Source organism: Marinobacter daepoensis DSM 16072, from assembly GCF_000421165.1.
GTDB lineage: Bacteria > Pseudomonadota > Gammaproteobacteria > Pseudomonadales > Oleiphilaceae > Marinobacter > Marinobacter daepoensis.
Window position 1 is genome coordinate 146,342 of the sequence record NZ_ATWI01000011.1, and the last position, 25,391, is coordinate 171,732.

At 57.8% G+C, this 25,391-nt stretch carries 23 protein-coding genes; 10 read left to right on the forward strand and 13 right to left on the reverse strand.

Annotation, left to right across the window (positions count from 1 at the left end):
- The first annotated feature begins 114 nt into the window (after nt 1-114).
- Nucleotides 115-975, forward strand: coding sequence for an acyl-CoA thioesterase II (gene tesB, locus K325_RS0112595; protein ID WP_029654628.1), 861 nt, complete (start codon nt 115-117; stop codon nt 973-975).
- On the opposite strand, the gene K325_RS0112600 is transcribed toward tesB, so the two are convergent.
- From K325_RS0112600 to K325_RS0112610, 3 genes are all read right to left on the reverse strand, one after another.
- Nucleotides 942-3,497 carry an EAL domain-containing protein gene (locus K325_RS0112600; RefSeq protein ID WP_029654629.1) on the reverse strand — a complete coding sequence of 852 codons (2,556 nt, stop codon included), beginning with the start codon at nt 3,495-3,497 and terminating at the stop codon, nt 942-944. The genes tesB and K325_RS0112600 overlap by 34 nt on opposite strands.
- A gap of 107 nt (nt 3,498-3,604) precedes the next feature.
- Entirely contained in the window at nt 3,605-4,051 is a 447-nt protein-coding gene (locus K325_RS0112605; protein WP_029654630.1) for a flavodoxin, read from the reverse strand.
- Nucleotides 4,052-4,116: 65 nt separating this feature from the next.
- Entirely contained in the window at nt 4,117-5,220 is a 1,104-nt protein-coding gene (locus tag K325_RS0112610; RefSeq protein ID WP_029654631.1) for a GGDEF domain-containing protein, read from the reverse strand.
- 195 nt (nt 5,221-5,415) lie between these two features.
- Between K325_RS0112610 and K325_RS0112615 the strand changes: the two genes are divergently transcribed.
- Both K325_RS0112615 and K325_RS0112620 read left to right on the forward strand, forming a co-directional pair.
- Nucleotides 5,416-6,981, forward strand: coding sequence for an inorganic phosphate transporter (locus K325_RS0112615; RefSeq protein WP_029654632.1), 1,566 nt, complete (start codon nt 5,416-5,418; stop codon nt 6,979-6,981).
- 102 nt (nt 6,982-7,083) lie between these two features.
- The gene (locus tag K325_RS0112620) at nt 7,084-7,350 is read left to right on the forward strand and encodes a hypothetical protein (protein ID WP_029654633.1); all 267 of its coding nucleotides are present in this window, start codon (nt 7,084-7,086) and stop codon (nt 7,348-7,350) included.
- A gap of 74 nt (nt 7,351-7,424) precedes the next feature.
- Here K325_RS0112620 and panP read toward each other — a convergent pair whose 3' ends face one another.
- From panP to K325_RS0112640, 4 genes are all read right to left on the reverse strand, one after another.
- Nucleotides 7,425-9,101, reverse strand: a complete 1,677-nt coding sequence (gene panP, locus K325_RS0112625) for a pyridoxal-dependent aspartate 1-decarboxylase PanP (protein ID WP_029654634.1) — start codon at nt 9,099-9,101, stop codon at nt 7,425-7,427.
- A gap of 169 nt (nt 9,102-9,270) precedes the next feature.
- Nucleotides 9,271-9,618 (reverse strand): DUF503 domain-containing protein, encoded by a 348-nt coding sequence (locus tag K325_RS18395; protein WP_084694228.1) that lies wholly within the window; start codon nt 9,616-9,618, stop codon nt 9,271-9,273.
- 187 nt (nt 9,619-9,805) lie between these two features.
- Nucleotides 9,806-11,497, reverse strand: a complete 1,692-nt coding sequence (locus K325_RS0112635) for an isovaleryl-CoA dehydrogenase (protein ID WP_029654636.1) — start codon at nt 11,495-11,497, stop codon at nt 9,806-9,808.
- Nucleotides 11,498-11,499: 2 nt separating this feature from the next.
- Complete coding sequence (locus K325_RS0112640) at nt 11,500-12,129, reverse strand: TetR/AcrR family transcriptional regulator (protein WP_029654637.1); 630 nt, start codon at nt 12,127-12,129, stop codon at nt 11,500-11,502.
- Between the two features lie 271 nt (nt 12,130-12,400).
- On the opposite strand from K325_RS0112640, the gene K325_RS0112645 reads away from it, so the two are divergent.
- From K325_RS0112645 to K325_RS0112660, 4 genes are all read left to right on the forward strand, one after another.
- Complete coding sequence (locus K325_RS0112645) at nt 12,401-12,622, forward strand: hypothetical protein (RefSeq protein ID WP_029654638.1); 222 nt, start codon at nt 12,401-12,403, stop codon at nt 12,620-12,622.
- Nucleotides 12,623-12,770: 148 nt separating this feature from the next.
- Complete coding sequence (hemB, locus tag K325_RS0112650; RefSeq protein ID WP_051146642.1) at nt 12,771-13,820, forward strand: porphobilinogen synthase; 1,050 nt, start codon at nt 12,771-12,773, stop codon at nt 13,818-13,820.
- 52 nt (nt 13,821-13,872) lie between these two features.
- On the forward strand, nt 13,873-16,011 hold the full coding sequence (ppk1, locus tag K325_RS0112655; RefSeq protein WP_029654640.1) for a polyphosphate kinase 1: 2,139 nt from the start codon (nt 13,873-13,875) through the stop codon (nt 16,009-16,011).
- Between the two features lie 40 nt (nt 16,012-16,051).
- Entirely contained in the window at nt 16,052-17,344 is a 1,293-nt protein-coding gene (locus K325_RS0112660; RefSeq protein WP_029654641.1) for a DUF945 family protein, read from the forward strand.
- A gap of 3 nt (nt 17,345-17,347) precedes the next feature.
- Here K325_RS0112660 and K325_RS0112665 read toward each other — a convergent pair whose 3' ends face one another.
- The 5 genes from K325_RS0112665 to K325_RS0112685 form a co-directional block, all read right to left on the reverse strand.
- The gene (locus K325_RS0112665; protein ID WP_029654642.1) at nt 17,348-17,596 is read right to left on the reverse strand and encodes a YfhL family 4Fe-4S dicluster ferredoxin; all 249 of its coding nucleotides are present in this window, start codon (nt 17,594-17,596) and stop codon (nt 17,348-17,350) included.
- A gap of 11 nt (nt 17,597-17,607) precedes the next feature.
- On the reverse strand, nt 17,608-18,090 hold the full coding sequence (gene coaD / locus K325_RS0112670; RefSeq protein ID WP_029654643.1) for a pantetheine-phosphate adenylyltransferase: 483 nt from the start codon (nt 18,088-18,090) through the stop codon (nt 17,608-17,610).
- A gap of 163 nt (nt 18,091-18,253) precedes the next feature.
- Nucleotides 18,254-19,852 carry a GMC family oxidoreductase gene (locus K325_RS0112675; protein WP_029654644.1) on the reverse strand — a complete coding sequence of 533 codons (1,599 nt, stop codon included), beginning with the start codon at nt 19,850-19,852 and terminating at the stop codon, nt 18,254-18,256.
- Nucleotides 19,853-19,890: 38 nt separating this feature from the next.
- Nucleotides 19,891-20,517 carry a hypothetical protein gene (locus K325_RS0112680; RefSeq protein WP_029654645.1) on the reverse strand — a complete coding sequence of 209 codons (627 nt, stop codon included), beginning with the start codon at nt 20,515-20,517 and terminating at the stop codon, nt 19,891-19,893.
- 120 nt (nt 20,518-20,637) lie between these two features.
- Nucleotides 20,638-22,083 (reverse strand): coniferyl aldehyde dehydrogenase, encoded by a 1,446-nt coding sequence (locus tag K325_RS0112685; protein WP_029654646.1) that lies wholly within the window; start codon nt 22,081-22,083, stop codon nt 20,638-20,640.
- A 180-nt stretch (nt 22,084-22,263) separates the two neighbouring features.
- Between K325_RS0112685 and K325_RS0112690 the strand changes: the two genes are divergently transcribed.
- Entirely contained in the window at nt 22,264-22,932 is a 669-nt protein-coding gene (locus K325_RS0112690; RefSeq protein ID WP_036193530.1) for a TetR/AcrR family transcriptional regulator, read from the forward strand.
- Nucleotides 22,933-23,136: 204 nt separating this feature from the next.
- Here K325_RS0112690 and yihA read toward each other — a convergent pair whose 3' ends face one another.
- A complete protein-coding gene (gene yihA, locus K325_RS0112695; protein ID WP_029654648.1) occupies nt 23,137-23,775 on the reverse strand; it encodes a ribosome biogenesis GTP-binding protein YihA/YsxC in 639 nt (212 codons plus the stop codon).
- Nucleotides 23,776-23,956: 181 nt separating this feature from the next.
- Between yihA and K325_RS0112700 the strand changes: the two genes are divergently transcribed.
- On the forward strand, nt 23,957-24,565 hold the full coding sequence (locus K325_RS0112700) for a c-type cytochrome (RefSeq protein WP_029654649.1): 609 nt from the start codon (nt 23,957-23,959) through the stop codon (nt 24,563-24,565).
- A 175-nt stretch (nt 24,566-24,740) separates the two neighbouring features.
- Entirely contained in the window at nt 24,741-25,379 is a 639-nt protein-coding gene (locus K325_RS0112705; RefSeq protein WP_029654650.1) for a thiol:disulfide interchange protein DsbA/DsbL, read from the forward strand.
- Nucleotides 25,380-25,391 lie beyond the last annotated feature (12 nt).

Here is a 25,391-nt window from a genome sequence, read left to right on the forward strand (position 1 = left end):
CCTGCGGGTCTGCCCCGTTGGCCGTCCTCTTGAGTCTCTCAGTCGTTGCGAAATTTTCCAGTCTGGGGTAGAAAACCCGTTCGTGAGCTAACAAATAACATAACAGGAGCTGGCATGCTGGACGTAACCCGAAAACTGGTGGAGTTGCTGGATCTTTCTCCCATAGGAGATGATCACTTTCAGGGCGACAGTGAGGATCTTGGCTTCCCGAACGTTTTTGGCGGGCAGGTTCTCGGGCAGGCTTTGATGGCCGCCAGCCGGACGGTGGAGCAGCGGCTCTGTCATTCCCTTCATGCCTATTTTCTGCGCCCGGGCAATCACAGCATGCCCATTGACTATGAAGTCCAGCGTGTGCGAGACGGAGGAACCTTCTCGGTTCGCCGGGTGATTGCGCGTCAGGATGGCAAGGAGATTCTGACCGGCTCCATGTCGTTTCAGGTCGAGGAAGAGGGGTTGGACCATCAGGTGGCTATGCCGGATGCGCCGGCTCCGGAAACACTGAAATCCGAGCAGGACTGGGGCAAACTGATCGCTGACAAGGTACCGGAGAAAATGCGGGACATGCTGACCCGTGACCGGCCGATTGAGATCCGGCCGGTGGACCCGATCAATCCGTTCAAGCCGGAAAAGCGTCCGCCCCATCGCCAGAACTGGTTTCGTGCGCAGGGGCCTTTGCCGGATGACCCGGTGCTGCACCGGTGCCTGTTAACTTACGCCTCCGACTTTTCATTCCTGGGAACGTCTCTGACGCCCCATGGCCGTACGTTCATGAACACGAACATGCAGGTTGCCAGCCTGGATCATGCCATCTGGTTCCACCGTGATTTCCGGATGGACGACTGGCTGCTCTATGACAAGGATAGCCCAAGTGCCTCGGGTGGCCGGGGTTTCAATCGAGGCAACTTCTTTACCCGCGACGGCGTACTGGTGGCCTCCACCACTCAGGAAGCGCTGATTCGCGAACGCAAGGGCTGACGGTTAAAGCGTTCCAGCCAACCGGTCAGTTCCTCGAATGGAAGTGGCCGGCTCAAGAAATAGCCCTGCACCAAATCGCACCCCATTTCGTCGAGAAGGGCCAGTGTCTGCTCATCCTCCACGCCTTCGGCGACGACGGTGTATCCCAGACTGTGGCACATGTCGATGGTGGTGCGGACGATGACCCTGTCCTGCTCCCGCTCTGACAGGTCGGTCACCAATGATCGGTCAATCTTGATCTCCCCGGCCGGCAGCTGTTTGATGTAAGACAGTGATGAGTAGCCGGAACCAAAGTCATCAATAGATAAGGGTATGCCGGCGGAATGGAGGGCGTTCAGCGCCTTCAGGGAGTTGGTCGGGTCCTGCATCATTGAGGTTTCCGTTACCTCAAAGGTGATGGCTCCGGCGTGTGCCTGGTAGCTTTGCATCAGTCGCTGTACGAACACGGCGAAATCCGGTTCTCTGAGATTGTTCGGCGAAATATTGACCGCAATCCCGGCATCCCAGCCAATTTCCAGTAACCGTCCCCGCATTTCAAGAGCTTCTTGCAGGACCCAGCGCGTGAGTGGTTTGATCAGGCCGGTCTGCTCGGCCACGGCGATGATTTCATCCGGCCGGATCGGCTGCTCCCGGCCTGGCCAGCGTATCAGTGCCTCAAAGCCAACGATCATGCGGCTGCGTAAACACAGCTTGGGTTGCAGGTATAAGATGAGTTCATGGTTGTTAATCGCATGACGCAGGTCGGAAACCAGAGTCAGCCGATCGGCACTGTAGGAATCCCGGGAGGGTTTGTAATAGGCAATGCCCCGATCTCTGGCCCGGTCTGAGCCTTCCGCAATCACCGCCCGGCGAATGAGTGTGTTGGCGTCAGTGCCGTGGGTAGGATAGAAGGCAACTCCCAGTTGAGGGTTCAGCGGCACTTGCATGCCGAGAAAATCGACCGGATACCGGATGTCTTCGATACTGCGCAAGACAATCCGCGGAACCGACAGGGACTGATCGGCATCGACAACGAACGCAAAGGTCTGAGGGTCGAGGCTGGCCATGAAGAAGGTTCGGTTATTGGTGTGTTCCAGTGCAATCGCACCAGGAACATCCTTGGCGACGGCGTTGTAGTGCTTTGACGCCAGTTCCAGAATGCGGTCAGTATTCCGGTGCCCTAGGGTTTTGGTCACAGAGTACAGGTTGTTCAGGTGGATGATCACTACACCGAACTCTTTGCCTGGCTGGCCGCGAATCAGTTCGTTCAGGCGCAGTTCGTAATGGCTTCGATTGGGCAGGCCGGTAAGCGGGTGGTGCAGGGCCTGGTCCATTAACCGAAGCTCAGCGTTTCGCCTGGCTTCCAGAGCCTTGAGTTCGGCTTCCTGGGCGAGCACTTTCTCCTGGCGTTCATGGTAGATGCGGATGGCCAGCGCCAGGCTCAACAGGATGGCCTGAAGCGCCGAGCCGAGCTGCATGCCATAGACTGAGATAAAACCGGTCGGAATCAGGCCGTATTTGTTGGCGGCGGTAATGGCGCTGCCGATGGTGACCGCTCCCCAGGCCAGAGTGTAGTAAACGGCCTGAGGATTTCCCCGGGCCCACTGCAGGGGGCCGACAATGGCCAGTAACAGGCAGCTGGGAATAGCCAGCGCGACCGTCAGGCGAATGGCCACACCGTAGTCAATAACCACCGTTGCCAGTGCTAGGGCACCGTTCAGGGCAATGGTGATCAGCATCAGGTGATTCAGTCTGGGACTACAATCCTGAAGCTTCAGGAAAGCACGGGAAAACAGGAGTGTAAACAGCAGGGCGAGCGGGATCGACAGCACCATGGCATTGCTTTGGACCGCCGGCAGGTTTGGCCACAGGAACTGGTAGGTGATGCCGTTCAGGGTGCCGATCAGGATCAGATAGCCGAGTGTCGAGAGCACGTAATACAGGTAAATGGATTCCCTAAGGGCCAGGAACACAAACAGGTTGAAGCAGATCGCGGTGATCAGGATGCCGTAGTAAAGCGCATGCCCCTGACTCTCCACCGACGTCTGCTCGAAAAAGCTGCGGTTGTTCCAGAGCTTGAGAGGGATCTGCATGGCGCCTTCCGTCGCGACATTCAGAAGAATGCGATAGTCATGGCCGGGTTCAAGCTGGAACGGGAACAGAAAATGCGGATGCCCCACCGGGCGATCGGCAAAGACCCGGCGGTCGCCGGTTTGGTAGCGCAGGTGGACTTCACCATCCCTTAGCAGGTAAAAACGGATGTGGTCCAGATGCGGGTAGGCAATTTCCAGCAGGCTGGTGTTTTCTGGCCGGGTGATCGGGAACTGCAGCCAGACCTGATCCCGTGAATAACCGAAGTTGGGTGTCTTCTCGTTCAGGGTTTGCCAGCCGTCCGCGTTCAGTGCCTGTTCCGGAGTGCGCTGATCGTCGGGAGCCAGTCGCAGGTAGTCAATGGCAGGAACATAGCTGTCGCTGGCTGCCAGCCCGGGGAATGAGAGCGCCAGAAGGGTCACCAGGACTGCCAGGAGTCGGGCTAGATGCATCAGGATCACAGGTTGCCGTTTTTGTCGTTATAGCCCGAGTATGGCCTGTCGTCCGGGGTGGCTCAAGCCGAACGCGTCAGACTTTTGGTAACTTGTGTAAGAATTGGTCAAATCCCGTTAATCCAGTTCCTGACCCAGGGCAGGGCTTCGGTTTCCGGCTCCATGGTTTCCAGAGCGTCTATCCGCAGCGTCTCGCCGACTTTGCGTGCGCTGGTTTCGTAGAGCGCTTCCTCCATCAGGTCTCCCGACCCGCAGAACGTATCACCGTAGGAGCTGTCGCCTAACACAATAACACCAAAGGGACGCCCTGGCTGTTGTGGCAGTTGTTCCCGCAACGCCAGGTAAAAGGGCAGGAGGTTGGGAGGGATTTCGCCTTGGCCGGTTGTTGATGTGCACACCAGCAAGGCGTCGTCATTCCCGAGAATGTCGTCCAGAACGGGATTTTCCAGAACCGTGACGGTGTGACCTTCTGGCTCCATTTCCTGCTTGATGTGGCGCGCGGTCAGAAGAGCGCCTCCGTAAACACTGCCGGTAAGAATGCGGATTGCTGCCATGGATTCTGCCTGTGTGGTTGGGGTGCGGATTCCGGCAGTGATAGTAAAGGCGAGCAGGCTCCGGCTCAAGCCGGGGAACCCGGGCCTGGAGCGATTGTCTGGCTCCGGACCCTGGGGGCAATTCGATTTCGTCCGTTTTCCTTGGCGTTGTACAGCTGGACATCGGCCTGTCTGAGCAGTTCGTTGACGGAACCGGATGTTGAAATAGAACAGACGCCGGCGCTGATCGTCACAGGCAGGGACTGATGCCGGTGCAGGAAGGGGTAAGCGGCGACTTCAGCTCGTAAGCGTTCAGCCAGCGTCAGTGCCTGGAGAAGCGTGGTGTCTGGCAGCAGGAGCAGGAACTCCTCGCCGCCCCAGCGGGCGGCTACGTCCGACTGCCGGATGAGCTGCTGGGTCAGTCTGGCAAACTGCCTGAGGACTTCGTCACCGGCATCGTGACCAAACTCGTCGTTAATGCGCTTGAACAGGTCCAGGTCAATCAGGACAACGGAAAAGTGATGTCCGGACCGCTCATAACGCGAGAACTCGGTGTTCAGTCTGCTCTGCATGTCTCGCCGGTTGGCCAGCCCGGTGAGCTCGTCAGTGCGGGCTGCGTGTTCATGGGCCTGGGCCAGTGCTACCAGTTTGTTTCGGGCCTGCAGTCGGCCGGCTTCCAGTACGAAGCAGAAAATGGATTCGAACGTCAGGGTGGCAAAAAAACGAATCTTGAAATCTGAGCTGTACTCCGCCGTGACTCCGGGCAGGTCGGGAAACTGGAAGACCAGAATGGCCAGAAGGTAGCAAAACAGCAGAATTGCCGTGCCGCCCTTCAGGCTGGTCACGTAAAACAGAAGTGGCGGAAAAACATAGAACCAGAGCGGCCCCGTATTGCCCTCGCCGCCGGAGGCAATCAGGTAAGTGAACAGCAGGCCGACAATGATCAGCAGGCCGGTTTTCTGTACGGTCTGGTTTCCGCTCCACGCGTACCAGCCGATATTGATGATGATCGGGATGGTGAATAGCCAGAGCACCCAGGCATGAAGGACGTGGTCCGCGTACCAGGCCTTGGTGCCAATGCCGGTCAGAAACAGGATCGCCATTGCGGACAGGCCGTTCAGCAGGCGGGAAATCTGCCGCTCTTCGTGCTTGGTCGACAAAGTGTGGCTGGAGGTCCGGGTGTCAGTCATTAACTGTTGTTCTTTTTGACATATTTTTCACGATTATGCGTTAAAGCCGGCTAAAATTGCAGTGTTACCTACCCAGACTGTGATGGTGTCCGGTTACCGGGTTTTGTTTCAATTTAATGGCAAAATAATTATAGTCTGCACCCGGCACACACTGCCCGAACCCCTTCTGTCCACAAGACAAGAGAACCTATCGGTATGGCCCGTTCCAGCAACTTCCTGGATAACCTTCTCACCAGCCCCACCACGGAACGATACAGGGTCGGTCTGAGTGTACTGTTTCTGCTCTGTGTCTGGCTCGTTGTCGGCTCTTTCAGCCAGGGGCTTCCCAACAGCATGCTGCTGATGGCTGCGGCTGTGATTGGTGGCTACATGGCAATCAATATAGGCGCCAATGACGTTGCCAACAATGTCGGGCCCGCAGTGGGCTCTGGTGCTCTGTCTCTTGGCGCTGCTGTGCTGCTGGCGGCCATTTTTGAGGCCGCGGGCGCGCTGATTGCAGGAGGGGATGTGGTGTCTACCATCAAAGGGGGCATTATTGATCCGACCACTCTGGATGATCCGCGTGCGTTTGTCTGGCTGATGACTGCCGCTCTGCTGGCCGGCGCTCTTTGGCTGAACCTGGCAACCTGGATGGGCGCGCCGGTCTCAACCACCCACTCCATTGTTGGCGGTGTTCTGGGGGCTGGCATTGCCGCTGGCGGCTGGGCAATTGCGGATTGGTCGGTCATGGCCAAGATTGCTGCCAGTTGGGTAATTTCACCGGTCCTGGGCGGTGCGCTGGCGGCGTTGTTCCTTCTGGCCATCAAGAAAACAGTGTTGTATCAGCAGAATCTGGTGTCGTCGGCCCGTACGTTCGTCCCCTGGCTGGTGGCCATCATGGCCTGGGCCTTCTCGACTTATTTGATGATCAAAGGCGTCAAGAAGATCGTTAAGGTTGATATTGTCGAAGCGTCGCTCATCGGGCTGGTGGTCGCCGGTGTCGTTTTCGTTGTCATGCGCACTCTGGTGGGCCGGAAAGCGTCGACTATGGAAAACAGTTCCCAGGGCGTGAATACCCTGTTTACCTGGCCTCTGATTTTTGCCGCCGCGCTCCTGAGCTTTGCCCATGGAGCCAACGACGTGGCCAATGCGATCGGGCCGCTGGCGGCGATCAACGATGCCATCCAGGCGGGTGGCGGCGTGGTGACCTCGGCCAGCATTCCGTTGTGGGTGATGCTCGTGGGCGCTCTTGGGCTGGCGGTCGGGTTGATGCTGTTCGGTCCTCGCCTGATCAAGACCGTTGGTTCTGAAATCACTGAGCTGGATAAAACCCGTGCCTTCTGTATTGCGCTCTCTGCGGCTCTTACCGTGATCCTGGCGTCTCAGCTGGGTCTGCCCGTCAGTTCCACCCATATTGCCATTGGTGGCGTCTTCGGGGTTGGTTTCCTTCGGGAGTACCTGAAATCAAACTACGCCACGCAGTTGCACAAGATTATTGAGCAGCACGACCCGGTCGATCAGGAGCGCCTGAAGCCCTTTCTGGATGATTTCCGTAACGCCTCGGTTGAGGAAATGGAAAAGCTGTTGAAGCAGGCCAAAAAGAAGAAGCAGCAGGTGCCCTTGTCCAAGACAGAGCGCAAGCGTCTCAAAAAGATCTACCGCGAGGAAATGGTGAAGCGTTCCCATCTGGTCCGGATTGCGGCTGCCTGGATCATTACGGTGCCTGCTTCGGCCATCATGGCCGCCTTCCTGTTCTTTACCTTGCGTGGCCTGATGGTCTGATGTTCCGGGCGCGGGACTGGTGATGGGCTCGCGCTTTGTCCATACTATAGGCCGTGTATCGGGCAGGTTTGGCCTGCCGCTATTTCTTTTTGGGAGTAAAACATGAGTTCATCGGTAGAAAGCCGTCAGGCCCGGATGATTGAAGAGCTGCGGGTTTTCATCAAGAAAGTGATGAGCGACCCGACCATTGCCGTCAAGTCCATGGACATCGCCCGTAAGTACAAGGGAGAGACTAACGCCGACGAGCTGATGGCCCGTGAGATCAGTGCCAATACCACCATCCGGATTCCGGAGAGCTGGAGTGAGGCCGACAAGATGTTTCTGGAGATCCTGCACGAGGTGCTGGATGACGAGGAGGCGCTGTACTGAGCCTGCCTGGCTTTGAGCCATGAATCTGAGCAAGGGGAAGGCCGTTGTCTTCCCCTTGCATCCCTTCTGCTGACTCAGGCCTGTCTGGCCGCTTTCTGACTCTGCTTCAAGACCGCCGCCGCCATCTGCTGCAAAATGTCGATTTCGTCGGCAATCCCTTCGTCCTTTGACAGCTCCCTTTGTTCCTTGAGGATGTCTTCGAGAATCTCTGGCGTGGTCAGCGGGTTGGCAAGAACGACGCGGAACACGATGCAGGGGAAATGGTAATACCAGGCAGGCTCCAGCCGGGTTCGGGAAACAAACGCCTTGCCCCGCTCCCGCTGGGTTTTCTGGATGAACTTGGTGATCCGGTTCAGGCAGGCGTTCATCTTCTCGGCCTGCAGTTCGTCTGCCACCGCGAGGGCCTGTCTGACACCTTCCGGGCAGTACCGATAGGTCAGGATGTTAAGTTCCGGCCGGGTGATCAGTTCAAAGTCTGCCTGGTCATCAATCATTCGGGCGAAGGTTCTGGCTTTCTCAATGCCTTGATCAATCAGGATTTCGTAGCCTTCGCGGGCCAGGATTTTCAGGCCGGAGTGAATCAGCATCGACATCCCGGGGCGAGACCCTTCCAGCGTAGTGCTACCCAGATCCCGAGAGCCTTTTCGGATGATGTACTGGGCGTGATGCTCCACCGCACTGGCAAGTCCTGGTTCTTTGAAGACCACCAGGCCGGCCCCCATGGGCACGTAGAGTTGCTTGTGCGCATCGAACGTGACTGAGTCGGCTTCTTCGATGCCTCGGAGGAGATGCTTATAGGTACGTGAGAACAGAGTTGGTCCGCCCCAGGCTGCATCGACATGAAAATGAGCTCCGAACTCCCTGGCGATATCGGCCATGGCCTCCAGTGGGTCCACGTTGCCGGTCTCGGTGGTGCCCGCCACTCCGCAAATGGCGATGATCTTGATTTTTTGCTTCTGCAATTCCAGGCACTTATCGCGCAGGGCATCGGTCTGAATGCGGTTGGACTCATCGGTTTCCACCGAGACCAGAGCGTCCCGGCCCAACCCCAGAACATCAGCAGCTTTGCGTAGGGAATAATGCCCTCGTTTGGAAACAACGATGGCGGCCCCTTCGTGGCCGTAATACTTCAGCGCACGGAACAGCCCTTCCTCGTGCAGGCCGCGAAAGCTGCCTTCGGCGGGAAACGCACGGTTTCTGGCGACCCAGAGGGCGGTCAGGTTGGCAACCGTGCCGCCAGAGCACATGGCGCCGAGAGAGTGCCTGGGGTCGTGCATCCATTTGCGATAAAACGCGCTGTCCTGCTGGTAAACCAGTCGATGGATCTGGCCCAGAACCTGGCGCTCCATGGGGGTGAATGCCTTGGACGTTTCTGTTTTGACCAGATTCTGGTTCAGGGCAATCATGATTTTCGACAGCGGCAGCATGAAGTACGGCAAGGCGGAGGTCATGTGGCCGATGAACGACGGGGCTGCTGTGTGGACGGAGTTGGCGACCAGCTTGTCGAGCAGGAACTGGGTTTGTTCCGAGACGAAAATCGGTTTCTCGGGAATGGCCGACTCGGCGAAGTCTTTCTCCACATCGGACAGGTCGCGTTCAATGGCGACAATGTGGTCTTGCAGGAAGCCTGCAAGATTGCTGGAAATGTCCTTGTCGATACGGCTCAGCGTGGATTCCGGCGCCTCTGGCACAGTGAATACGCGATACATGGCTTCCAGCGAGGCCTTGGCAGCTTTTTTCTTTCCGGTCATAACACCACACACGTTCAGTGGTGTCCGAGGGGTCGGGTCCGGAAACCCTTCGGACGAGGCCGGGCGGAGCCCGGTTTCAAAATTGTTGGCCTGCCCGGTAATCGGGCAGAAGTTCCCTGAGGTTGCGTAGTATAAGTCGTGTCACGGGGGGGATGCCATGCTTTCGGGCTCAGAGTATTTCACGGTGGACGTCGAGGATGGCGGCATCAATACGGTCCTGAATGTCCTTTTCAACCTGGTCGAGCCGTTGAGTGATCTGTTGGGCGCTGGCTCCGAGGGCGGCGATGGTCCAGGTCGCGCAGTCGAGAGCTTCCTGATCGGCGGTTTCAGAGACCGCCAGGTCGGATTCCCTGCCCCAGATGGCTTTCATGGCAGTGAAGGCCCTGCGCTTGGCTTTCAGGTCTTCGCAGCCATAGAGTTGGAAGTGCAGCGTGAGGATACCTACGTGGGGGGTAATATCCTGGTGCTGTGGTGGGGTTTTGCCTTCTTTAAGCAGTTTTCTCAGGGCTTCTGACATCGCGGGTTTAACCTCGGAGTTGGAACATGCTCGGGAGGCCTTTCCAAAACACGCTGTGAATACTTCCCTGCACGCTCTGTTGCGCCATCCATGGCGCCACAAGATTTCGGAAAGGCCTCCCGCATTTGTTCACGAACCTTATACGGGGAGTCCGGTTTGCGTAACGGTCTCGTCTCGGTGAGTGTCTTCAGCCTACTACAGGCGTCCCCCGTTTGATAATGGCCGTCGGGTTGGTGCCGGAGGGCAGGTTGCCGTAGTTCATGCCACCATTATTTTGCAGGCGGGAGGCGCAGAAGGCGTCGGCGACGTCTTTATCCCCATAGCGCAGCAGGAGCGAACCCTGCAGGGCCAGCGCCATGCGGTCGACCAGGTTGCGGGCACGGTACTGGAAGTCGCTGATGTCCGCGAAGTCGTGTTGCAGTTGCGCCAGGTGCTGGTCGAATCGGCGGTCGGCGCCTTTGGCTTCGCCGGCTTCTTTGAAGAAGGCGTCCAGAGTTTCGGGTTCTTTCTGCAGGGCTCGCAGGGTATCGAGGCACTGCACGTTACCGCTGCCTTCCCAGATCGCGTTGACCGGTGATTCTCTGAGCAGTCGTGGCATGATGCAGTCTTCCATGACACCGCTGCCGCCGATGCATTCCATGGCCTCATACGCATGGTTGGGGGTGCGTTTGCAGATCCAGTATTTACCCACCGGAGTGGCCAGTCGCGCCAGTAGTCGCTCGTGTTCGTTATTCTGGTTGTCCATGGCCCGGGCGACACGCATGGTGTAAGCGAGGGCGGCCTCGTTTTCGATGATGAGATCGGCCAGTACGTTCTGCATCAGCGGCTGCTCGCTCAGGCGGGCGCCAAAGGCGCTCCGGTGGTGGCAGTGATGGGTCGCCTGGGCCACGGCCTGGCGCATGCCGGCGGCGCTGCCGATCATGCAGTCGAAGCGAGTCATGGCCACCATGTCGATGATGGTGCGAACGCCTCGGCCCTCTTCGCCAACCATCCAGGCGAGGGCGCCCCGGATTTCAACCTCACTGGAGGCGTTGGCGACGTTGCCCATTTTGTTTTTGAGTTGCTGGACCTGCCAGGGATTTTTGCTGCCGTCCGGGCGCCATCGGGGCATCAGGAAACAGGACAGCCCACGTTGGGTCTGTGCCAGGACCAGGAAAGCGTCACACATGGGGGCGGAGACAAACCATTTGTGGCCGACCAGTTCGTAAGCCTGGCCGGGGCCTTCGGGGCCCAGGGCATGGGCGCGAGTGGTGTTAGCGCGGACATCGCTGCCCCCTTGTTTTTCTGTCATCGCCATGCCGATGGTGACAGCCGTTTTTTCGCTGTCTGGCACGTTTCGGCTATCGTACGCGTTAGTCAGGACCTTGGGAGACCAGACCTTGGCAAGATCTGGTTGGTTGCGGAGCGACGGGATGGCGGCAAAGGTCATGGTAACCGGGCAGCAATGAGCCGCCTCAACCTGAGAGTGCATATAGTACTTGGCCGCTCTCGCCACGTGCGCTCCCTGGCCCGGTGCGGTCCAGGGAGTGCTATGCAGCCCGTTTTCCAGAGCCACGCGCATGAGTTCGTGGTAAGACGGGTGGAACGTAACTTCATCAATCCGGTGGCCATACCGGTCGTGGGTCCGGAAGGTGGGTTTGTTGGCATTGGCCTGCTGGCCCAGCTCAATGGTTTCGGCCTTGCCTGCCCAGGTGCCGAACCTGCTCAGGTCTTCGCAGGCATGGCCGGCGCCCTCACGCAATACCGCTTCTCTCAGCGCAGTGTCCTGCTCGTAGAGGTTGTAGTTTTCCAGCGGCCGTGGCTGGTTCATCACCTCGTGGGTCACCGACAGGGGATGGTCTCCGGTCGTGAACTCGGTCTTGCGTGTCGGGCTGTTCATGGTTAGCTCCTGGTGCCGGTCAGCCCCCGTATGCAGAAGCAGACGATGGTCTCGACCAGATCATTGTCATTGTTTTCGTGGCCTGGTGGTGTCTTTGTCTGTGTTGGCGACAGGGGGCCCACCAGGGATTCTGAGATGGCGCCGACCAGGCAGGTGCTGGTGAGCCGGGCATCCTGGTCTGGCAGGCAGCCTTCGGCAATGCCATCTTGTATTGCTTGCTCAAAGAGGCTGGCGTAAGCCTTCCGATAGACCAGCCGCTCTTCTTCCACTTTCGGGTCTACGGGTTCGGCTATCAGTGCCCAGGCCTTCATGGGGCCTTTCAGGGCCCGTGTGGCGAACTGGCGCAGGGCATTTTCCAGTCGTTGTACCGTGCTTTCCCCGACCGTCAGGGCTTCGGCCACTTTATCGACTTCCCTTTGGGTCGCCAGACGGAAGATCTCGGCAAACAGGTCTTCCCGCGACTCGAAGTGCCGATAGATGGTGCCGGTGGCAACGCCTGCGAGGGCTGCGATCCGTGTTATCCGGGCGCTGCGGAAGCCGCCCTCAGAGACGCACGCCCAGGTGCATTCAATGATCCTTTGGCGCGCCTCGGCTTTCCGTTGGCGCATTTTCTCAGTTTCGCGATAGGCCATGTCGGCTCCTTGAAAGCATTGAATCAATATTCATTCTTTGTGTCAATTTTTTGTGTCGGCTTTGTGAAGCTTTAACATCTATTAAAATCAATCGCTTATTTTGGTTTACAAAAAATTACAAAAAAATTGTTGTCCGGAAATAGCGCCGTTCATGAAAGCAGATTATAAAGACGCCAAGACGGGCCGTCAGATGGCCGGCCGTCGAGACGGGGTGCGTTCCCCAGAGTGTTCTGGCCACCCGTAACTCTGTTTTCGTTGATGGAGAAATCGCATGGGTGAATTCGGCGAAAGCAACCTGGAGCCGTCCTCTAACTGGGCGAGCGACAACGACGATAACCATTCCATTGCCGGCCGTGCGCGGGTGCGCGCCCAGCTGCAGGCTGACATTGAGGCCTTCCTCCAGGGAGGCGGGAAAATACAGGAGGTGGACACCACCTTCCGGTCTGATACCCCGCGCAAGGTGGACGTCGGGTTTAATAACCGTTCGCTCTGATTGCGCACCTCTGCCGGGCAGCGGTTGTCGTTGCCCGGGCCCTCCGGTTTTTGTCATCTCTTTGTCATCCGTCAACGGCACACTCAGTTTCAGGCCTGCACCGGGCGGCTTCTGGGGTGTATGATGTCATCACTTTCCAAGGCCATCCATGTTCAGGAGGTATTCCGTGTCAAAGCCGCGTCTTGCGCATTCCAGCCGAGCCTATCCGTTTACCCGTTTACGCCGCAATCGAGCCAGTGATTTTTCACGGCGTCTGGTTCGGGAAAACCAGCTGACGCCGGACAATCTGATTTTCCCGGTGTTTGTGCTGGAGGGTGAGAATCAGCGAGAAGCTGTGCCTTCCATGCCGGGGGTTGAGCGGCTGAGCATCGATCTTCTGCTGGAACAGGCGTCTGAATTGGTGGCATTGGGTATTCCAGCCATCGCTCTGTTTCCGGTTGTGCCGGCAGAGAGAAAGAACCTGTCAGGCTCCGGGGCCTGGGACTCCGATGGATTGGCCCAGCGTGCCGTGCGGGCTTTGAAGGCAGCACATCCTGACCTGGGGGTCATTACGGATGTGGCACTGGATCCTTTTACCACGCATGGCCAGGACGGCATTATCGATAATGAGGGTTATGTCCTCAACGATGTGACGGTAGAGGCTCTGGTCAATCAGGCGTTGTCCCACGCGGATGCTGGTGCAGATGTGGTGGCGCCCTCCGACATGATGGACGGTCGGATCGCGGCTATCCGTGAGGCGTTGGAAGGGGCCGGGTACGTGAATACGCAGATTCTGGCCTACTCTGCGAAGTATGCGTCGAGTTATTACGGTCCGTTCCGGGATGCAGTAGGGTCTGCGGCAAACCTTGGCAAGAGCAACAAGGCAACGTATCAGATGGATCCGGCGAACAGCGACGAAGCCCTTCACGAGGTGGTTATGGACCTGGCGGAAGGTGCCGACATGGTCATGATCAAGCCGGGAATGCCGTATCTGGATATTGTGCATCGGGTGAAAACCGAGCTGCAGGTCCCAACGTTTGTTTACCAGGTCAGCGGTGAATACGCCATGCACATGGCGGCGGAGCAGAATGGCTGGCTGGATGGTGATGCCGTGATGATGGAAAGCCTGATGGCGATGCGTCGGGCTGGCGCTGACGGCATTCTGACTTATTATGCGGTGCGTGCAGCAAGACTGATGCAGGAACGCGGCCGATCATAGTCGGGCTTCGGACGGTAGCCGGGGCTCGCATCAACGATGGATACAGAGAGCTATGACAAGCGAAACCGTGACAGACGCAGGCACTGAACAGAGCGTACCGGCACCGATTGATCTTCCTCCCGTGGGCGAGGAAGTCAATCTGGACGCCTATGAAAACTACTTCAACCGTGAACTGAGCCAGCTTCAGTTCAATTACCGGGTACTGAAGCAGGCCCTGGACACCACCCATCCGTTGATCAATCGCTTGATTTTCTGCTGCATCTTCAGCAGTAACATGGATGAGTTCTTTGAGATCCGGGTTGCAGGCCTGCGTCAGCAGATGAAGTATGGTCGTGAAACCGTGGGTGTGGACGGCATGTTGCCGGAGCAGGTTCTGACAGAAATCAGCCGGGTTGCTCACGAGTACATTCACGAACAGTACGACATCCTCAATAATGTCCTGATCCCAGAGCTGGAAAAGGAAAACATTCACTTTGTTCGTCGTCGCGAATGGACGCCGGCTCAGGCGGAGTGGGTGCGAAACTACTTTGAAGAAGAGATTCTGCCGGTGGTCAGCCCGATCGGACTGGATCCATCTCACCCGTTCCCCCGGCTGGTGAACAAGAGTCTGAACTTCATCGTTGAGCTGGATGGGAAAGACGCCTTTGGTCGTGAAACCGGGATGGCTATTGTACCCGCACCACGCTCTTTGCCCCGGCTGGTACGCCTGCCTGATGAAGTCTGTGACGGGGGCGATAATCTGGTGTTTCTTTCCTCCATGATTCATGCCCATGCGGACGAGCTGTTCCCGGGTATGGAGGTGAAAGGCTGTTACCAGTTCCGGTTGACCCGGAATGCCGACCTGGAGCTGGAAGACGATCTGGAAGACCTGGCCTCTGCGCTCCGCGGGGAGTTGCTCAGCCGCCGCTTTGGGGATGGTGTTCGCCTGGAAGTTGCTGACAATTGTCCCGAGGAGCTGGTGCACTTCCTGTTGCGGGAGTTTGGGCTGACCGAACGGGATCTTTATCAGGTCCACGGGCCGGTGAACCTGACCCGTTTGATGGCCGTGGGTAGCCTGGTCGACCGGCCGGATCTTACGTATACCAGTTTCTCGCCGTCGATTCCTCGCCAGATTCGCAGCAAAGAATCGATGTTCGATGCCATGCGCAAGCGACCACTTCTGCTGCTACACCCGTATGAGAACTTCAGCCCGGTGATCGATTTGCTGCGTCAGGCTGCAAAAGATCCTCAGGTGCTGGCGATTCGCCAGACCCTTTACCGGACCGGGGCAGATTCTGAAATTGTTGAGGCGCTGGCGGATGCCGCGCGTCGGGGCAAGGAAGTGACGGCGGTCATCGAGTTGCGGGCGCGCTTCAGTGAGGCGGAGAACCTTGAATTGGCGAGCCGCTTGCAGGAGGCGGGAGTCATCGTGGTGTATGGCGTGGTGGGGTACAAGACTCACGCCAAGATGATCCTTATTGTGCGCCGGGAAGAGGGGCGTCTGCGCCGATACGTGCACCTGGGAACCGGTAACTATCACGCTGGTAACGCACGCCTGTACACCGACTACAGCTTCATGACCTGTGACGAGTCGATCGGTGATGACGTTAATAAGCTGTTCCAGCAGTTGACGGGTATGGGGAAGGCGCTGAAGATCAAAAAATTATTTCATGCGCCCTTTACCCTCCACAGTCGTCTGATCAGTCTGATAGAGCGGGAGGCGGCTCACGGAAACAAAGGCCGTATTATCTTCAAGTTCAACGGATTGACGGAGCCCCAGATGATCAAAGCCCTGTATCGGGCGTCTCAGGCTGGTGTCAAAATTGATCTGGTTGTCCGGGGAATCTGTTGTCTGCGGCCCGAGGTGCCGGGGCTCTCTGATAACATTCGGGTTCGTTCCGTGATCGGACGTTTTCTGGAGCACACGCGAGTTTATTACTTCGGCAACAACGGTCGACCGGAGGTGTACTGTTCCAGTGCCGATGGCATGGAGCGTAACCTGCTCCACCGGGTGGAAACGGCCTTCCCGGTGGAGGACCCGGCCCTTGTTGCTCGTTTGCGGGAAGATCTGGATACCTATCTGGCCGATAACTGTCAGGCCTGGGTGTTGCAGCCTGATGGCAGTTACCTGCAGAATCAGCCCGGGGAAGGCGAAGAGCGGCTGGCGTCACAACTGGTTCTGCTGGAGCGTCTGACAGGCAAACCAAGCTGAAGCCGGCGGGCCGGCAGCGAAAACGAACAGGAAGGATACCTTGAAACCGAAACATTGGACGCTGGCCGGCCTGGCCGTGCTGGTGGCGGCGGGTGGCGCCCCATGGGGTGTTGGTTATGTCACCGAACAGCACTGGCGTGAAGCAACGCTGGAAGTTAACAGGGCCCAGCCCTTTCTGAGTTTTCAGACCGATGAGTATCGTCGGGGGGTGTTGGGGTCTGAGGTGTCCGCAACGGTAACCCTTATCGATCCGGAAACCGGAGATTCGCGCTCTGTGGCTGTCGATATTCAGATTTCCCATGGTATTACCGGGAGCCTGATGGACTTTCGCCCGCGCGACGGTTGGCAGCCGCAGGGTGCGGACTGGTTCCCTGAGTCCGAGCCGGTCCTCACCCTGGAGACCCGGCTGTGGGGCAGTGCCACGCTGGAGCTGGATGCTCCGGTGATGCGCATCGAAGGCCCCGATGAATCCAGCTTTATCCAGAGCAGTGGCGGCCTGGTCCGGGTAGATGTCGGGCGTCTGGGTGAAGAAGCCGAGCTGCTGGTCGTTTGGCCTGCGGTCCGGGTCCATGGTCCGGCACTTGATGTGACCGTTGACGACTTCCATGTGGAACAGAGCATGGAGTGGCTGGTGGGTGATATCTGGACGGGCTCTGGTGTTATGACGGTGGATACCATGACGCTGCAGGCGCCAGAATCGTCGCCGGTGACATTGAAGGGGCTGTCGTTAGAAAGCCTCAGTGAAACGGATGACGGGGGGCAGCGTCTGGATTCCAGGGTCACTCTGTCGCTGGAGTCCGCCGCTTTGCCCGATGAGATGTTTGGGCCCCACCGGCTGGAAGTGGCGCTGGAGGGGCTCGATGTGGCCAGTTGGAATACCTTCAGCCGTGCTTTGACCGATCTGCAGTCTCTGGCTATCAACGAGTATGATGATCCTGCTGCTGCGTTTGAGCAGCAGATGGCCGTGGTTCAGCGTTTCAACGGTGCCGTTCATGGGCTGGCGGCACAGGGATTCTCTGCCGGGGTCCGTGAACTCAGTCTGGAGACGCCGGAAGGCGAGGTATCGGGCTCGTTGATGGTCTCGCATCCAGAGCTGTCCGGTGATCAGCGGGATACCATGCTGATGGTGATGCAGGCCCTGAAAGGCTCCGTAGATTTCAGCATGCCCATGACGCTCGCCGAGAACTATCCAGCGGTGCGTATGCAGGTGGCGCCATTACTCAAGCAAGGCCTGCTGGTTCAGGAGGGCGAACGTCTGGTGATGGAAGGCCGGATGGAGGACCTCGTGTTAACCGTGAATGAGGTCCAGATTCCCCTCCCGCCTCTGCTGTAAGGGTTATTGCCCGGTAAGTTGCTGGTACCTGGCCATTAGCCGGGCTTCGGTTTCAGTATGTGCGGGGTCCAGAGGAATGCAGTCCACCGGGCAGACCTGCTGACACTGGGGTTCGTCGTAGTGGCCGACGCACTCCGTGCAGCGGTTCGGATCAATCACATAGATGTCCTCACCTGCAGAGATGGCCTCGTTGGGGCACTCCGGTTCGCAGACATCGCAGTTAATGCATTCTTCGGTGATCATCAACGCCATTCCGGCGGCCCTCAGGATGGACGGAACTTGTTCTTGAGGGCGTCGGCGACGGCCGGGTCCACGAATTCGGAAATGTCTCCGCCCAGTGAGGCGATTTCACGAATCAGCGTCGATGAGATGTAGGACAGGTGGTTGGCGGGTGTCAGAAACACGCTTTCCACTTCCGGTGCCAGCCGGCGATTCATGTCGGCGAGCTGGAATTCGTATTCGAAATCTGAGACTGCGCGAAGGCCCCGGAGGATGACGGTCGCATTTTGCTCGCGCACAAAGTCGGCCAGTAGGTTGCTGAACCCGGTGACGCTGACGTTAGGAAGGTGTGCCGTAGCATTCCTGACCAGCTCGCAGCGTTCCTCCAGATTGAGCAACGGTTGCTTTTTCGGGTTGTAGGCGACAGCGACGACGATTTCATCGAACATGCGGCCGGCCCGTTCGATGAGGTCGGTGTGGCCGTTGGTGATGGGGTCGAAGGTGCCGGGGTAGATGACTTTGGGCATGCGCAGCTCCTTTTGTTGGTGAGCCGTAGGATATCAGGATCAGGGAGCGTGCTGTAGTCCGGGGCTCGGGAGTCTGTGCTTTCACGGGAAGGCTCCTGCCTTCCCGGTGCTGATTCATGTTTGGCTGCCTTTCGCCCCGAAGCATCGGTGTTTAAGCATAGCCTTAGCCTGAGGGTGCCAGCTTTTGCGCCAGCCTGGTGCTGTTCCGCGCCGCCAGGGCATAAACCGATAGCTGTGGGTTGGCACCGATGCTGGTGGGGAAGACCGAGGCATCGTGAACGTTCAGGTTGCTAATGTGGTGGTGTTCGCCGAAACCGTTGACCACAGACGTTGCCGGATCATGGCCCATGCTGCAGCCACCCATCTGGTGAGCGGTAAACAGGCGCACACGGTGGGGCTTCATGGGCAGGTTGCTGATGGCGGTTTTGGCTTCGCTCCAACGAGTGTACCAGCCGGAATCCAGATGCACGGCCTGTACAGCTTCGGCCCCTGCAGCAAACTGAATTTCTGCCATGGTCAGGTAGGCTTTCTTTAGTCCTTGCCAGAGATAGTCCGTGATCGGGTAATCAAGCATCGGGCTGCCGTCGTCTCTCAGAGAAACGGTGCCGCCGGGGCTGTCAGGGTGAAAGCCGTCCCTTAGCAGGGCGATGACGGACTGCATCCAGGGCAACTGGCCCAGATTGTCCCGTTGTTGCTGGCCGTGGCCGGCCACAACGCCTGCCGCCATGGCCGGGTGCAAGGGCGGGACTTCCAGTTTGTAGCCGACGGGCCCATCGGTACCCTCTTTGAAGTTGAATTCGTCGGAGTAGATGGATTGGGGGGCGCCGTAGAACGGGTCTGTTTTCGCTGGCATCCTGGCAACAGTGGCATTGACCGGATGAATGAAGGACCGTTTGCCTACGCGCTGGAATGGGTCTGGGAGCTGGGATCGAAGCAGCAGCCCGGGGGTGCCGATGGCGCTGGCGGCAACCACAAAGTGTTTCGCCTTCAGCGTGACGGTGATGCCTGACGGTGTGATGCCATCGGCGCCCATTGCTGATGCGAGAAGGTGGTCGATCCGGTCCTGGTTCCGGACCAGCCGGTCTGCCCGTAACCCGTGGAAAAGCTGGGCGTTGTGGTCCAGAGCGCCGGGAATGGTTGTCAGCAGAGCGCCCTGTTTGGCATTGGTTGGGCAGCCGACGCCACAGTAGCCACTGTTCCAGCAACCTTTGACGTTTCGGGGAATAACCTGCCAAGAATAGCCGAGTTTCTCACACCCTTGTCGCAAAAGGTCGTTGTTCAGGTTGGGGGGTGTTTGCCAGGGTGACATGTTGTGGCGCTGTTCCCTGCCTTCAAACCAGGGTGCCATGGCGTCTGGGGTGAGTTCGCTCAGGCCAAGATTCTGGCTCCAGTAATTCAGAGTTTCTGCGGGGGTGCGGAAGCTGCTGGTCCAGTTCACGGTCGTGGACCCGCCAACGCACCGTCCCTGCAGGATGGCGATGGCGCCATCGGCGGTTGCCCGGCTCATGCCTTCCTGATAAAGGTTAGCGTAAGACGTCAGCTCATCCATCTGGAAATCTTTCTGATAGTAGAGCCGGCCTTCTTCCAGCAAGATGACGGACAGGCCCTGGCGGGCCAGGATCTCTGCTGTCGTTCCGCCGCCGGCACCCGTGCCGACCACTACCACATCGGCTTCAACGGTACGGTCTTCTGTCAGCTTGCTGGCGTCGGTGATGTTCCAGCCGGCAGCGAGCCCCCGGGCAATAGGATCGTTCATGGACATACTGCTCTCCTCAATATCCAGATAAGTCCGGGTTGTGCTCAGGCGGAGGTGAATTGTGGCAAGGATTCCGTCATCCAGGCTGGCGGGCCGGGGTAACCGGTCAGGTGCCAGTGGTCGGCATAGCCGTAAAAAGCCGCATTGCTGATTTTGGTCAGGGCGACGTACCCGTTGTTCAGCAGTCCGATCCGACTATTGCGCCAGCGCTGCAGGAAGGCATCGGCATCAGTGGCGGTCACCGAGGGCCAGTCCGACCAGGTCCGGGCCAGAGCCATGCGGGTAGGTGGGAAGTTCAGGAGGTCAAACAGCTTGCGCAGTTCCCGTTGGTTCGGTGGGCCGAATTTTACGATGCCCTGGTCAATGCGCTCGATGGTGCTGGCCACGGTCTGTCGTCGCTGGTTCTGAGCGTCCGGGAGTGAGCCGGCAAGGATGGCTGGTAGCAATGCTTCGAACAGGGCGATGTCATCCCGGCTCAGAAACTGGAACTGGTAGCTGGCATCCATGCGGCTGTCGATTGCGCCTATCCGGCCGGCTGGCGCGGTGGCACAGCCACTCAGGCCTGCAGACACGCTGATGGTGCTCAGGAGCAGGGTTCCGCCCAGGCCGGTTTTCAGAAAGCTTCGACGGCTGGTATCGGGCTGGCCGGGAAGTGGGTGTTGGTCTGTCATTGTAAAGGCGTCTTTCGGTTTTATTATGTTGCCCAGGCTCGGCACGGCATCAGCGGGCGGCTGGCCGGGTGCTTTGGAATCACCCGGTGCCCTGATATGGCTCGGCCTGGAATGCCGGTGTTAGCGAATGAAGAGTTTGTACACCAGTTGGTGTGCAGTGGTTCCATGAGGGGCGTACACATACTTGCCGCTGTTGAACTTCTGCTTGGTGAAGATCGCCCGGTGATGGGAAAACGTCAGGAAACCCTCTTTGCCGTGGTAATGACCCATCCCCGAGTCACCGATGCCGCCAAAAGGAAGATCATCCTGAGCCACATGCATCAGAGCATCGTTGATGCACATGCCGCCAGACAGAGTGTTGTCTACGACCTGTTGCTGGTGCGAACGGTCGTAGCCGAAAAAGTAAAGGGCCAGCGGACGGGGGCGGTCGTTGATGTAGTGGATGGCCCCCTCAAGGTCGTCATAGCTGATCACAGGAAGGATCGGGCCAAAAATCTCGTCCTGCATCACTTTCATGTCCGGAGTGGTATTCAGGACCAGAGTCAGGGGGATTTTTCTCGTGCCATCTTTCATGTTTTCGTTGGCGGGATTGATCTCCACCAGTTCAGCGCCCTTGGCACGGGCATCCTCAAGGTAGCTCTGCAGTCGCTCGTACTGCCGATCATTGATGATGGCGGTGTAGTCGTCGTTGTCCCGAAGGTTGGGGTACATTTCGGCAAACTGAGCCCGGAATTCATCCACGAACGCCTGTACCCGGTTGGTGGGGCAGAGTATGTAGTCAGGCGCAACGCAGGTTTGCCCGGCGTTGAATGCCTTGCCAAACGCAATCCGCTGCGCCGCGTCTTCCATGGGGACATCGGGTGACACAATCGCAGGTGATTTGCCGCCAAGCTCGAGGGTAACGGGTGTCAGGTTTTCTGCTGCAGCGCGCATCACCAGCTTGCCCACAGAGGTTGAGCCGGTAAAAAGCAGGTGATCAAACGGTCGTTGAGAAAAGTCAGCGGCCACATCTGCTTCACCCAGGATGACAGACACGAGATCCTCCGGGAACATGGACTCGATGATTTCCTTGAACAGGGCGGCAGTGTGGGGGGTGTATTCTGACATCTTGATCATGGTCCGGTTGCCTGCCGCGAGGGCGGCAACAAGCGGGCCGACGGCCAGGTAGAGCGGGTAGTTCCAGGGCACGATGACGCCCACGACGCCCTTGGGTTGGTAGCAGACTTTGTTGCTGGCGGGCTGAAACAGGATGGAGACGTGGCGCCGCGAGGGCTTCATCCAGTCACCGAGATGCTTGAGAGTGTAATTGATGCCCTGAATAGAGGGCATGACCTCGGCAATCAGGGATTCGTCCCGCGAGCGACAGCTGAAGTCCCGGTCAATGGCCTCAACCAGTTTGTCCTGATGAGCCAGGAGCGCGCGTTTTAACCGTTTCAGGTTTTCTTTCCGCTCGGTCAGAGACGGCATCGGATTATTTCGGAAGGCCTTCTTTTGCCCCTCAAATACCCGGTGTGTGTGTTGGATCTGCTTCTTGCTCTCGGTGAGCTGGACGACGGTGGCTGCCATGTTTGTCTCCCCCGTGACTGCCGGGTTGGCTCGCGCGGGCAGTCGGTTATTGTCGTTGGCCAGAATCTGTGCGATTTGCGCTTGAGGGTATTATTAGAGTATATACTCTAGGCAGTCAAGAAGGCGGGATGGCTCTTTGGGCCATCTGTGACAGTGACAAAAACAAAGACCGGCATGACGATGAAAACCAGAGACAAAATCCTGTTATCCAGCCTGGAGCTCTTTAACGAGAGGGGCGAGCGTAACATCACAACCAATCACATTGCCGCACATCTGGCCATATCGCCGGGTAACCTTTACTACCACTTCCGTAACAAGTCCGACATCATCTATGAGATCTTCCAGGCATACGAAAAACTGGTGGATTACTACCTGGAAATTCCTGAAAACCGGCCGATGACGCTTGATGATCTGGCGTTTTATCTTGAGTCGGTGTTCGATGGCCTCTGGAGTTATCGGTTTTTCCACCGGGACCTGGAGTACCTGCTCGACAGTGATCTCCGGTTGCGTCGGGATTATCGGGAGTTTACTAATCGGTGTCTGGCGGCCATTGACCGGATATTCGGGAAATTGGCCGAGGCCGGAATTGTCCAGGCTCAGCCGGATGATCTCCGCTCGGCCATGTCCCTGAATGTCTGGCTGGTGATTACCAACTGGATGGCCTTCCTGAAAACCGCGCATGCCTCGGAGGAACCGTCAGGGCTGTCACTCGGGGAGTTGAAGCAGGGGATCTATCAGGTGCTCACTCTGGAAGTGCCGTATGTTACGCCGGAGTATCGGGATCGTGTGCTGGCCCTGAGGGAAAAGTACCGGCCAACATTACCCGAGACGGGTGTCGTTGACGGTTGATATACAAGATGGTCAGAAAGTGGCCGGGGTGTGAACTTTTTTCCGCACCGTTGGTCCTATTTTCTGACGCCGGGAACGGGATGCCCTTCGCGTCTCCTGAGTGAATTCTCAGGTTTTCGTTCTCTGTTTACGCAGAGACCTCTTGTACGTCGCAAACCCTGACGTTTTTACCGGCCTGTTCTTTCAGGCCGGTTTTTTTTGCGTCTATGTCAGCTCCGGTTCCGGGGCTTCCAGCCATTGCGTCAAGGCGTCCCTGCACTCGTCCACTCCGCGCTTGGACGTGGCGGAGAACATAATCAGGTGCTCCACGCACTGGTATTCCTTCAGTTCCTTTGCGATGCCGAGCATGGCTGTTTTGGCCTGGCCGAATTTCAGTTTGTCGGCCTTGGTGGCGAGGATCATCAGGGGCAGGTGGTTATGCTCGCACCATTCCACCATCATTTGGTCGAAGTCGGTGAGTGGGTGCCGGATGTCCATGACCAGAACCAGGCCTCGGAGGCAGCGGCGGTCGTTCAGGTAATGCCCGAGGTGTTGTTGCCAGTCATCTTTCATGTCTCTGGATACTTTGGCGTAACCGTAACCAGGCAGGTCCACCAGACGGGCATGTTCCCGGTTGAGGCTGAAGAAGTTGATCAGCCGGGTCCGGCCCGGAGTTTTGCTGGTTCTGGCCAGCTTGCCGTTTGCGGTAATGGCATTGAGGGCGCTGGACTTGCCGGCGTTGGAGCGGCCGGCAAAGGCGACTTCGGCGCCATGATCGGGCGGGCACTCGTTCAGTTTCGAGGCGCTGATCATAAACCGGGCGCTGTTGAAAGAGAGGCTTTTTTGAGTCAGATCAGGGTCCACGACAGTTGGCGTTCCTTTGGATTTCAGTTATCGGCGATTAATGTATAATGCTACACCAATTTCCGGCGGGACGCCTCGCGTTGCCGCTGTCAGCCCCGGTTATGCACCTGACGACTCAGTGCCTGCCGGCTGCATAACGAAAATACTTTCAAGATGCAAAGATGAGAGAAGCGGAGCGAGCATGAAAAGACTGATCGCAGGAGTTGTTCTCGGAGTTGGCCTTACAGCACTGGCTCACGGGGCAGGGGATCCGGCAGCGGGTGAACAGAACGCGGTAGTATGTGCGGGCTGTCATGGCCAGGGTGGTGGCAAGCCTATTATGGCAGTGTATCCGAAGCTGTCTGGCCTGGGTGAGAAGTATCTGTATAACCAGCTGGTGGATATCAAGTCCGGGGATCGTCCGGTTCCTGAGATGACGGGCATGCTGAGCGCAATGTCCGACCAGGATCTCCAGAACCTGGCAGCCTATTTTAACAGCCAGAACATGGTGGTTAGTCAGGCTAACCCGGATCTGGTTGAGCAGGGGCAGGCGCTTTACCGTGGTGGCAACATGGCGTCCGGCGTTCCGGCGTGTGCGGGCTGTCATAACCCGAAAGGCATCGGTAACGAGCCGGCAGGTTACCCGGCTCTGGGTGGCCAGACCGCCGATTATCTGGTCAAGCAGCTGAAGGCATACCGTGCCGGTGAGCGCGCGACCGGATCAAATGCCAGTATCATGATGGATGTTGCTTCCAAGCTGACAGACGCAGAAATTGAAGCGGTTGCCAGTTATGTATCTGGCCTGAACTGATCAGCGGTCAGCCAGTACATCCTGAATTAAAAACCCCGCCCTGGCGGGGTTTTTAGTCTCTGGAAGGTGAAGACCTAACCGTTCGGTAACGCTTTCCTGACTGGCTCTGGTGGAACTTTTTCGTTGTGCTGGGTCATAATCCCTTTAAAATTCATTGATGGCTCGGAGATTCCCGATGATCAGAACCTTTACCTCTTCCGCCGTTCTGGCGATTTCAATGTTATCTGCAGCTTCTGTGGCGCAGGCTCAGCCCTGGGTTGCGGGTGAGCATTACCGGGTGCTGGATAATCCGGTGAGAACTGCCGCTGACGAGGGCGTCGAAGTGGCAGAGGTGTTCTGGTATGGCTGTCCCCACTGTTACACGTTTAAGCCGTTGGCTGAGGCGTGGGAAGAGAATGCTCCTGAGTACATTAACTATGTCCGGTTACCGGCGGCGCTGGGGCGGAGCTGGGAGCCTCATGCCTATGCTTTTTATGCCCTGGAGGCAATGGGAGAGCTGGACAAGGTGCACGATGCTCTGTTCGATGCCCTGGCTGGTGAGCGCCGCCCGCTGAACAGCCCGGAAGCTCTGGCTGACTTTGTGTCCGGGTATGGAGTGGATGCCGAGCAGTTCCTCAAGAATTACAACAGCTTTGGTGTTCGCGCACGGGTCCAGCAGGCCCAGTCCAAAATCCGCGGTGCGCGCATTACCGGGACACCGGCTATGCTGGTTGATGGAAAGTATGTGGTGAGCGCCTCAACGGCGGGTAGTCATGAAAACGTTCTGAAGCTCGTTGAGTACCTGGCTGAGAAGGAGCGTGATGGTTCCGAGTAAGTCATGGGTGCC

Excerpts from the sequence above, each read along its gene's own strand:
- K325_RS0112610 (WP_029654631.1), bottom strand. The coding sequence starts at position 5,220 with ATGACTGACACCCGGACCTCCAGCCACACTTTGTCGACCAAGCACGAA.
- K325_RS0112665 (WP_029654642.1), bottom strand. The coding sequence starts at position 17,596 with ATGGCGTTGATGATCACCGAAGAATGCATTAACTGCGATGTCTGCGAA.
- K325_RS0112640 (WP_029654637.1), bottom strand. The coding sequence starts at position 12,129 with ATGGCCTATCGCGAAACTGAGAAAATGCGCCAACGGAAAGCCGAGGCG.
- K325_RS0112605 (WP_029654630.1), bottom strand. The coding sequence starts at position 4,051 with ATGGCAGCAATCCGCATTCTTACCGGCAGTGTTTACGGAGGCGCTCTT.
- panP (WP_029654634.1), bottom strand. The coding sequence starts at position 9,101 with ATGACCGGAAAGAAAAAAGCTGCCAAGGCCTCGCTGGAAGCCATGTAT.
- tesB (WP_029654628.1), top strand. The coding sequence starts at position 115 with ATGCTGGACGTAACCCGAAAACTGGTGGAGTTGCTGGATCTTTCTCCC.
- K325_RS0112635 (WP_029654636.1), bottom strand. The coding sequence starts at position 11,497 with ATGAACAGCCCGACACGCAAGACCGAGTTCACGACCGGAGACCATCCC.
- K325_RS0112620 (WP_029654633.1), top strand. The coding sequence starts at position 7,084 with ATGAGTTCATCGGTAGAAAGCCGTCAGGCCCGGATGATTGAAGAGCTG.
- K325_RS0112675 (WP_029654644.1), bottom strand. The coding sequence starts at position 19,852 with ATGTCCATGAACGATCCTATTGCCCGGGGGCTCGCTGCCGGCTGGAAC.
- coaD (WP_029654643.1), bottom strand. The coding sequence starts at position 18,090 with ATGCCCAAAGTCATCTACCCCGGCACCTTCGACCCCATCACCAACGGC.
- K325_RS18395 (WP_084694228.1), bottom strand. The coding sequence starts at position 9,618 with ATGTCAGAAGCCCTGAGAAAACTGCTTAAAGAAGGCAAAACCCCACCA.
- K325_RS0112645 (WP_029654638.1), top strand. The coding sequence starts at position 12,401 with ATGGGTGAATTCGGCGAAAGCAACCTGGAGCCGTCCTCTAACTGGGCG.
- K325_RS0112700 (WP_029654649.1), top strand. The coding sequence starts at position 23,957 with ATGAAAAGACTGATCGCAGGAGTTGTTCTCGGAGTTGGCCTTACAGCA.
- K325_RS0112680 (WP_029654645.1), bottom strand. The coding sequence starts at position 20,517 with ATGACAGACCAACACCCACTTCCCGGCCAGCCCGATACCAGCCGTCGA.
- hemB (WP_051146642.1), top strand. The coding sequence starts at position 12,771 with ATGTTCAGGAGGTATTCCGTGTCAAAGCCGCGTCTTGCGCATTCCAGC.
- K325_RS0112615 (WP_029654632.1), top strand. The coding sequence starts at position 5,416 with ATGGCCCGTTCCAGCAACTTCCTGGATAACCTTCTCACCAGCCCCACC.
- ppk1 (WP_029654640.1), top strand. The coding sequence starts at position 13,873 with ATGACAAGCGAAACCGTGACAGACGCAGGCACTGAACAGAGCGTACCG.
- K325_RS0112685 (WP_029654646.1), bottom strand. The coding sequence starts at position 22,083 with ATGGCAGCCACCGTCGTCCAGCTCACCGAGAGCAAGAAGCAGATCCAA.
- K325_RS0112705 (WP_029654650.1), top strand. The coding sequence starts at position 24,741 with ATGATCAGAACCTTTACCTCTTCCGCCGTTCTGGCGATTTCAATGTTA.
- K325_RS0112690 (WP_036193530.1), top strand. The coding sequence starts at position 22,264 with ATGAAAACCAGAGACAAAATCCTGTTATCCAGCCTGGAGCTCTTTAAC.
- K325_RS0112600 (WP_029654629.1), bottom strand. The coding sequence starts at position 3,497 with ATGCATCTAGCCCGACTCCTGGCAGTCCTGGTGACCCTTCTGGCGCTC.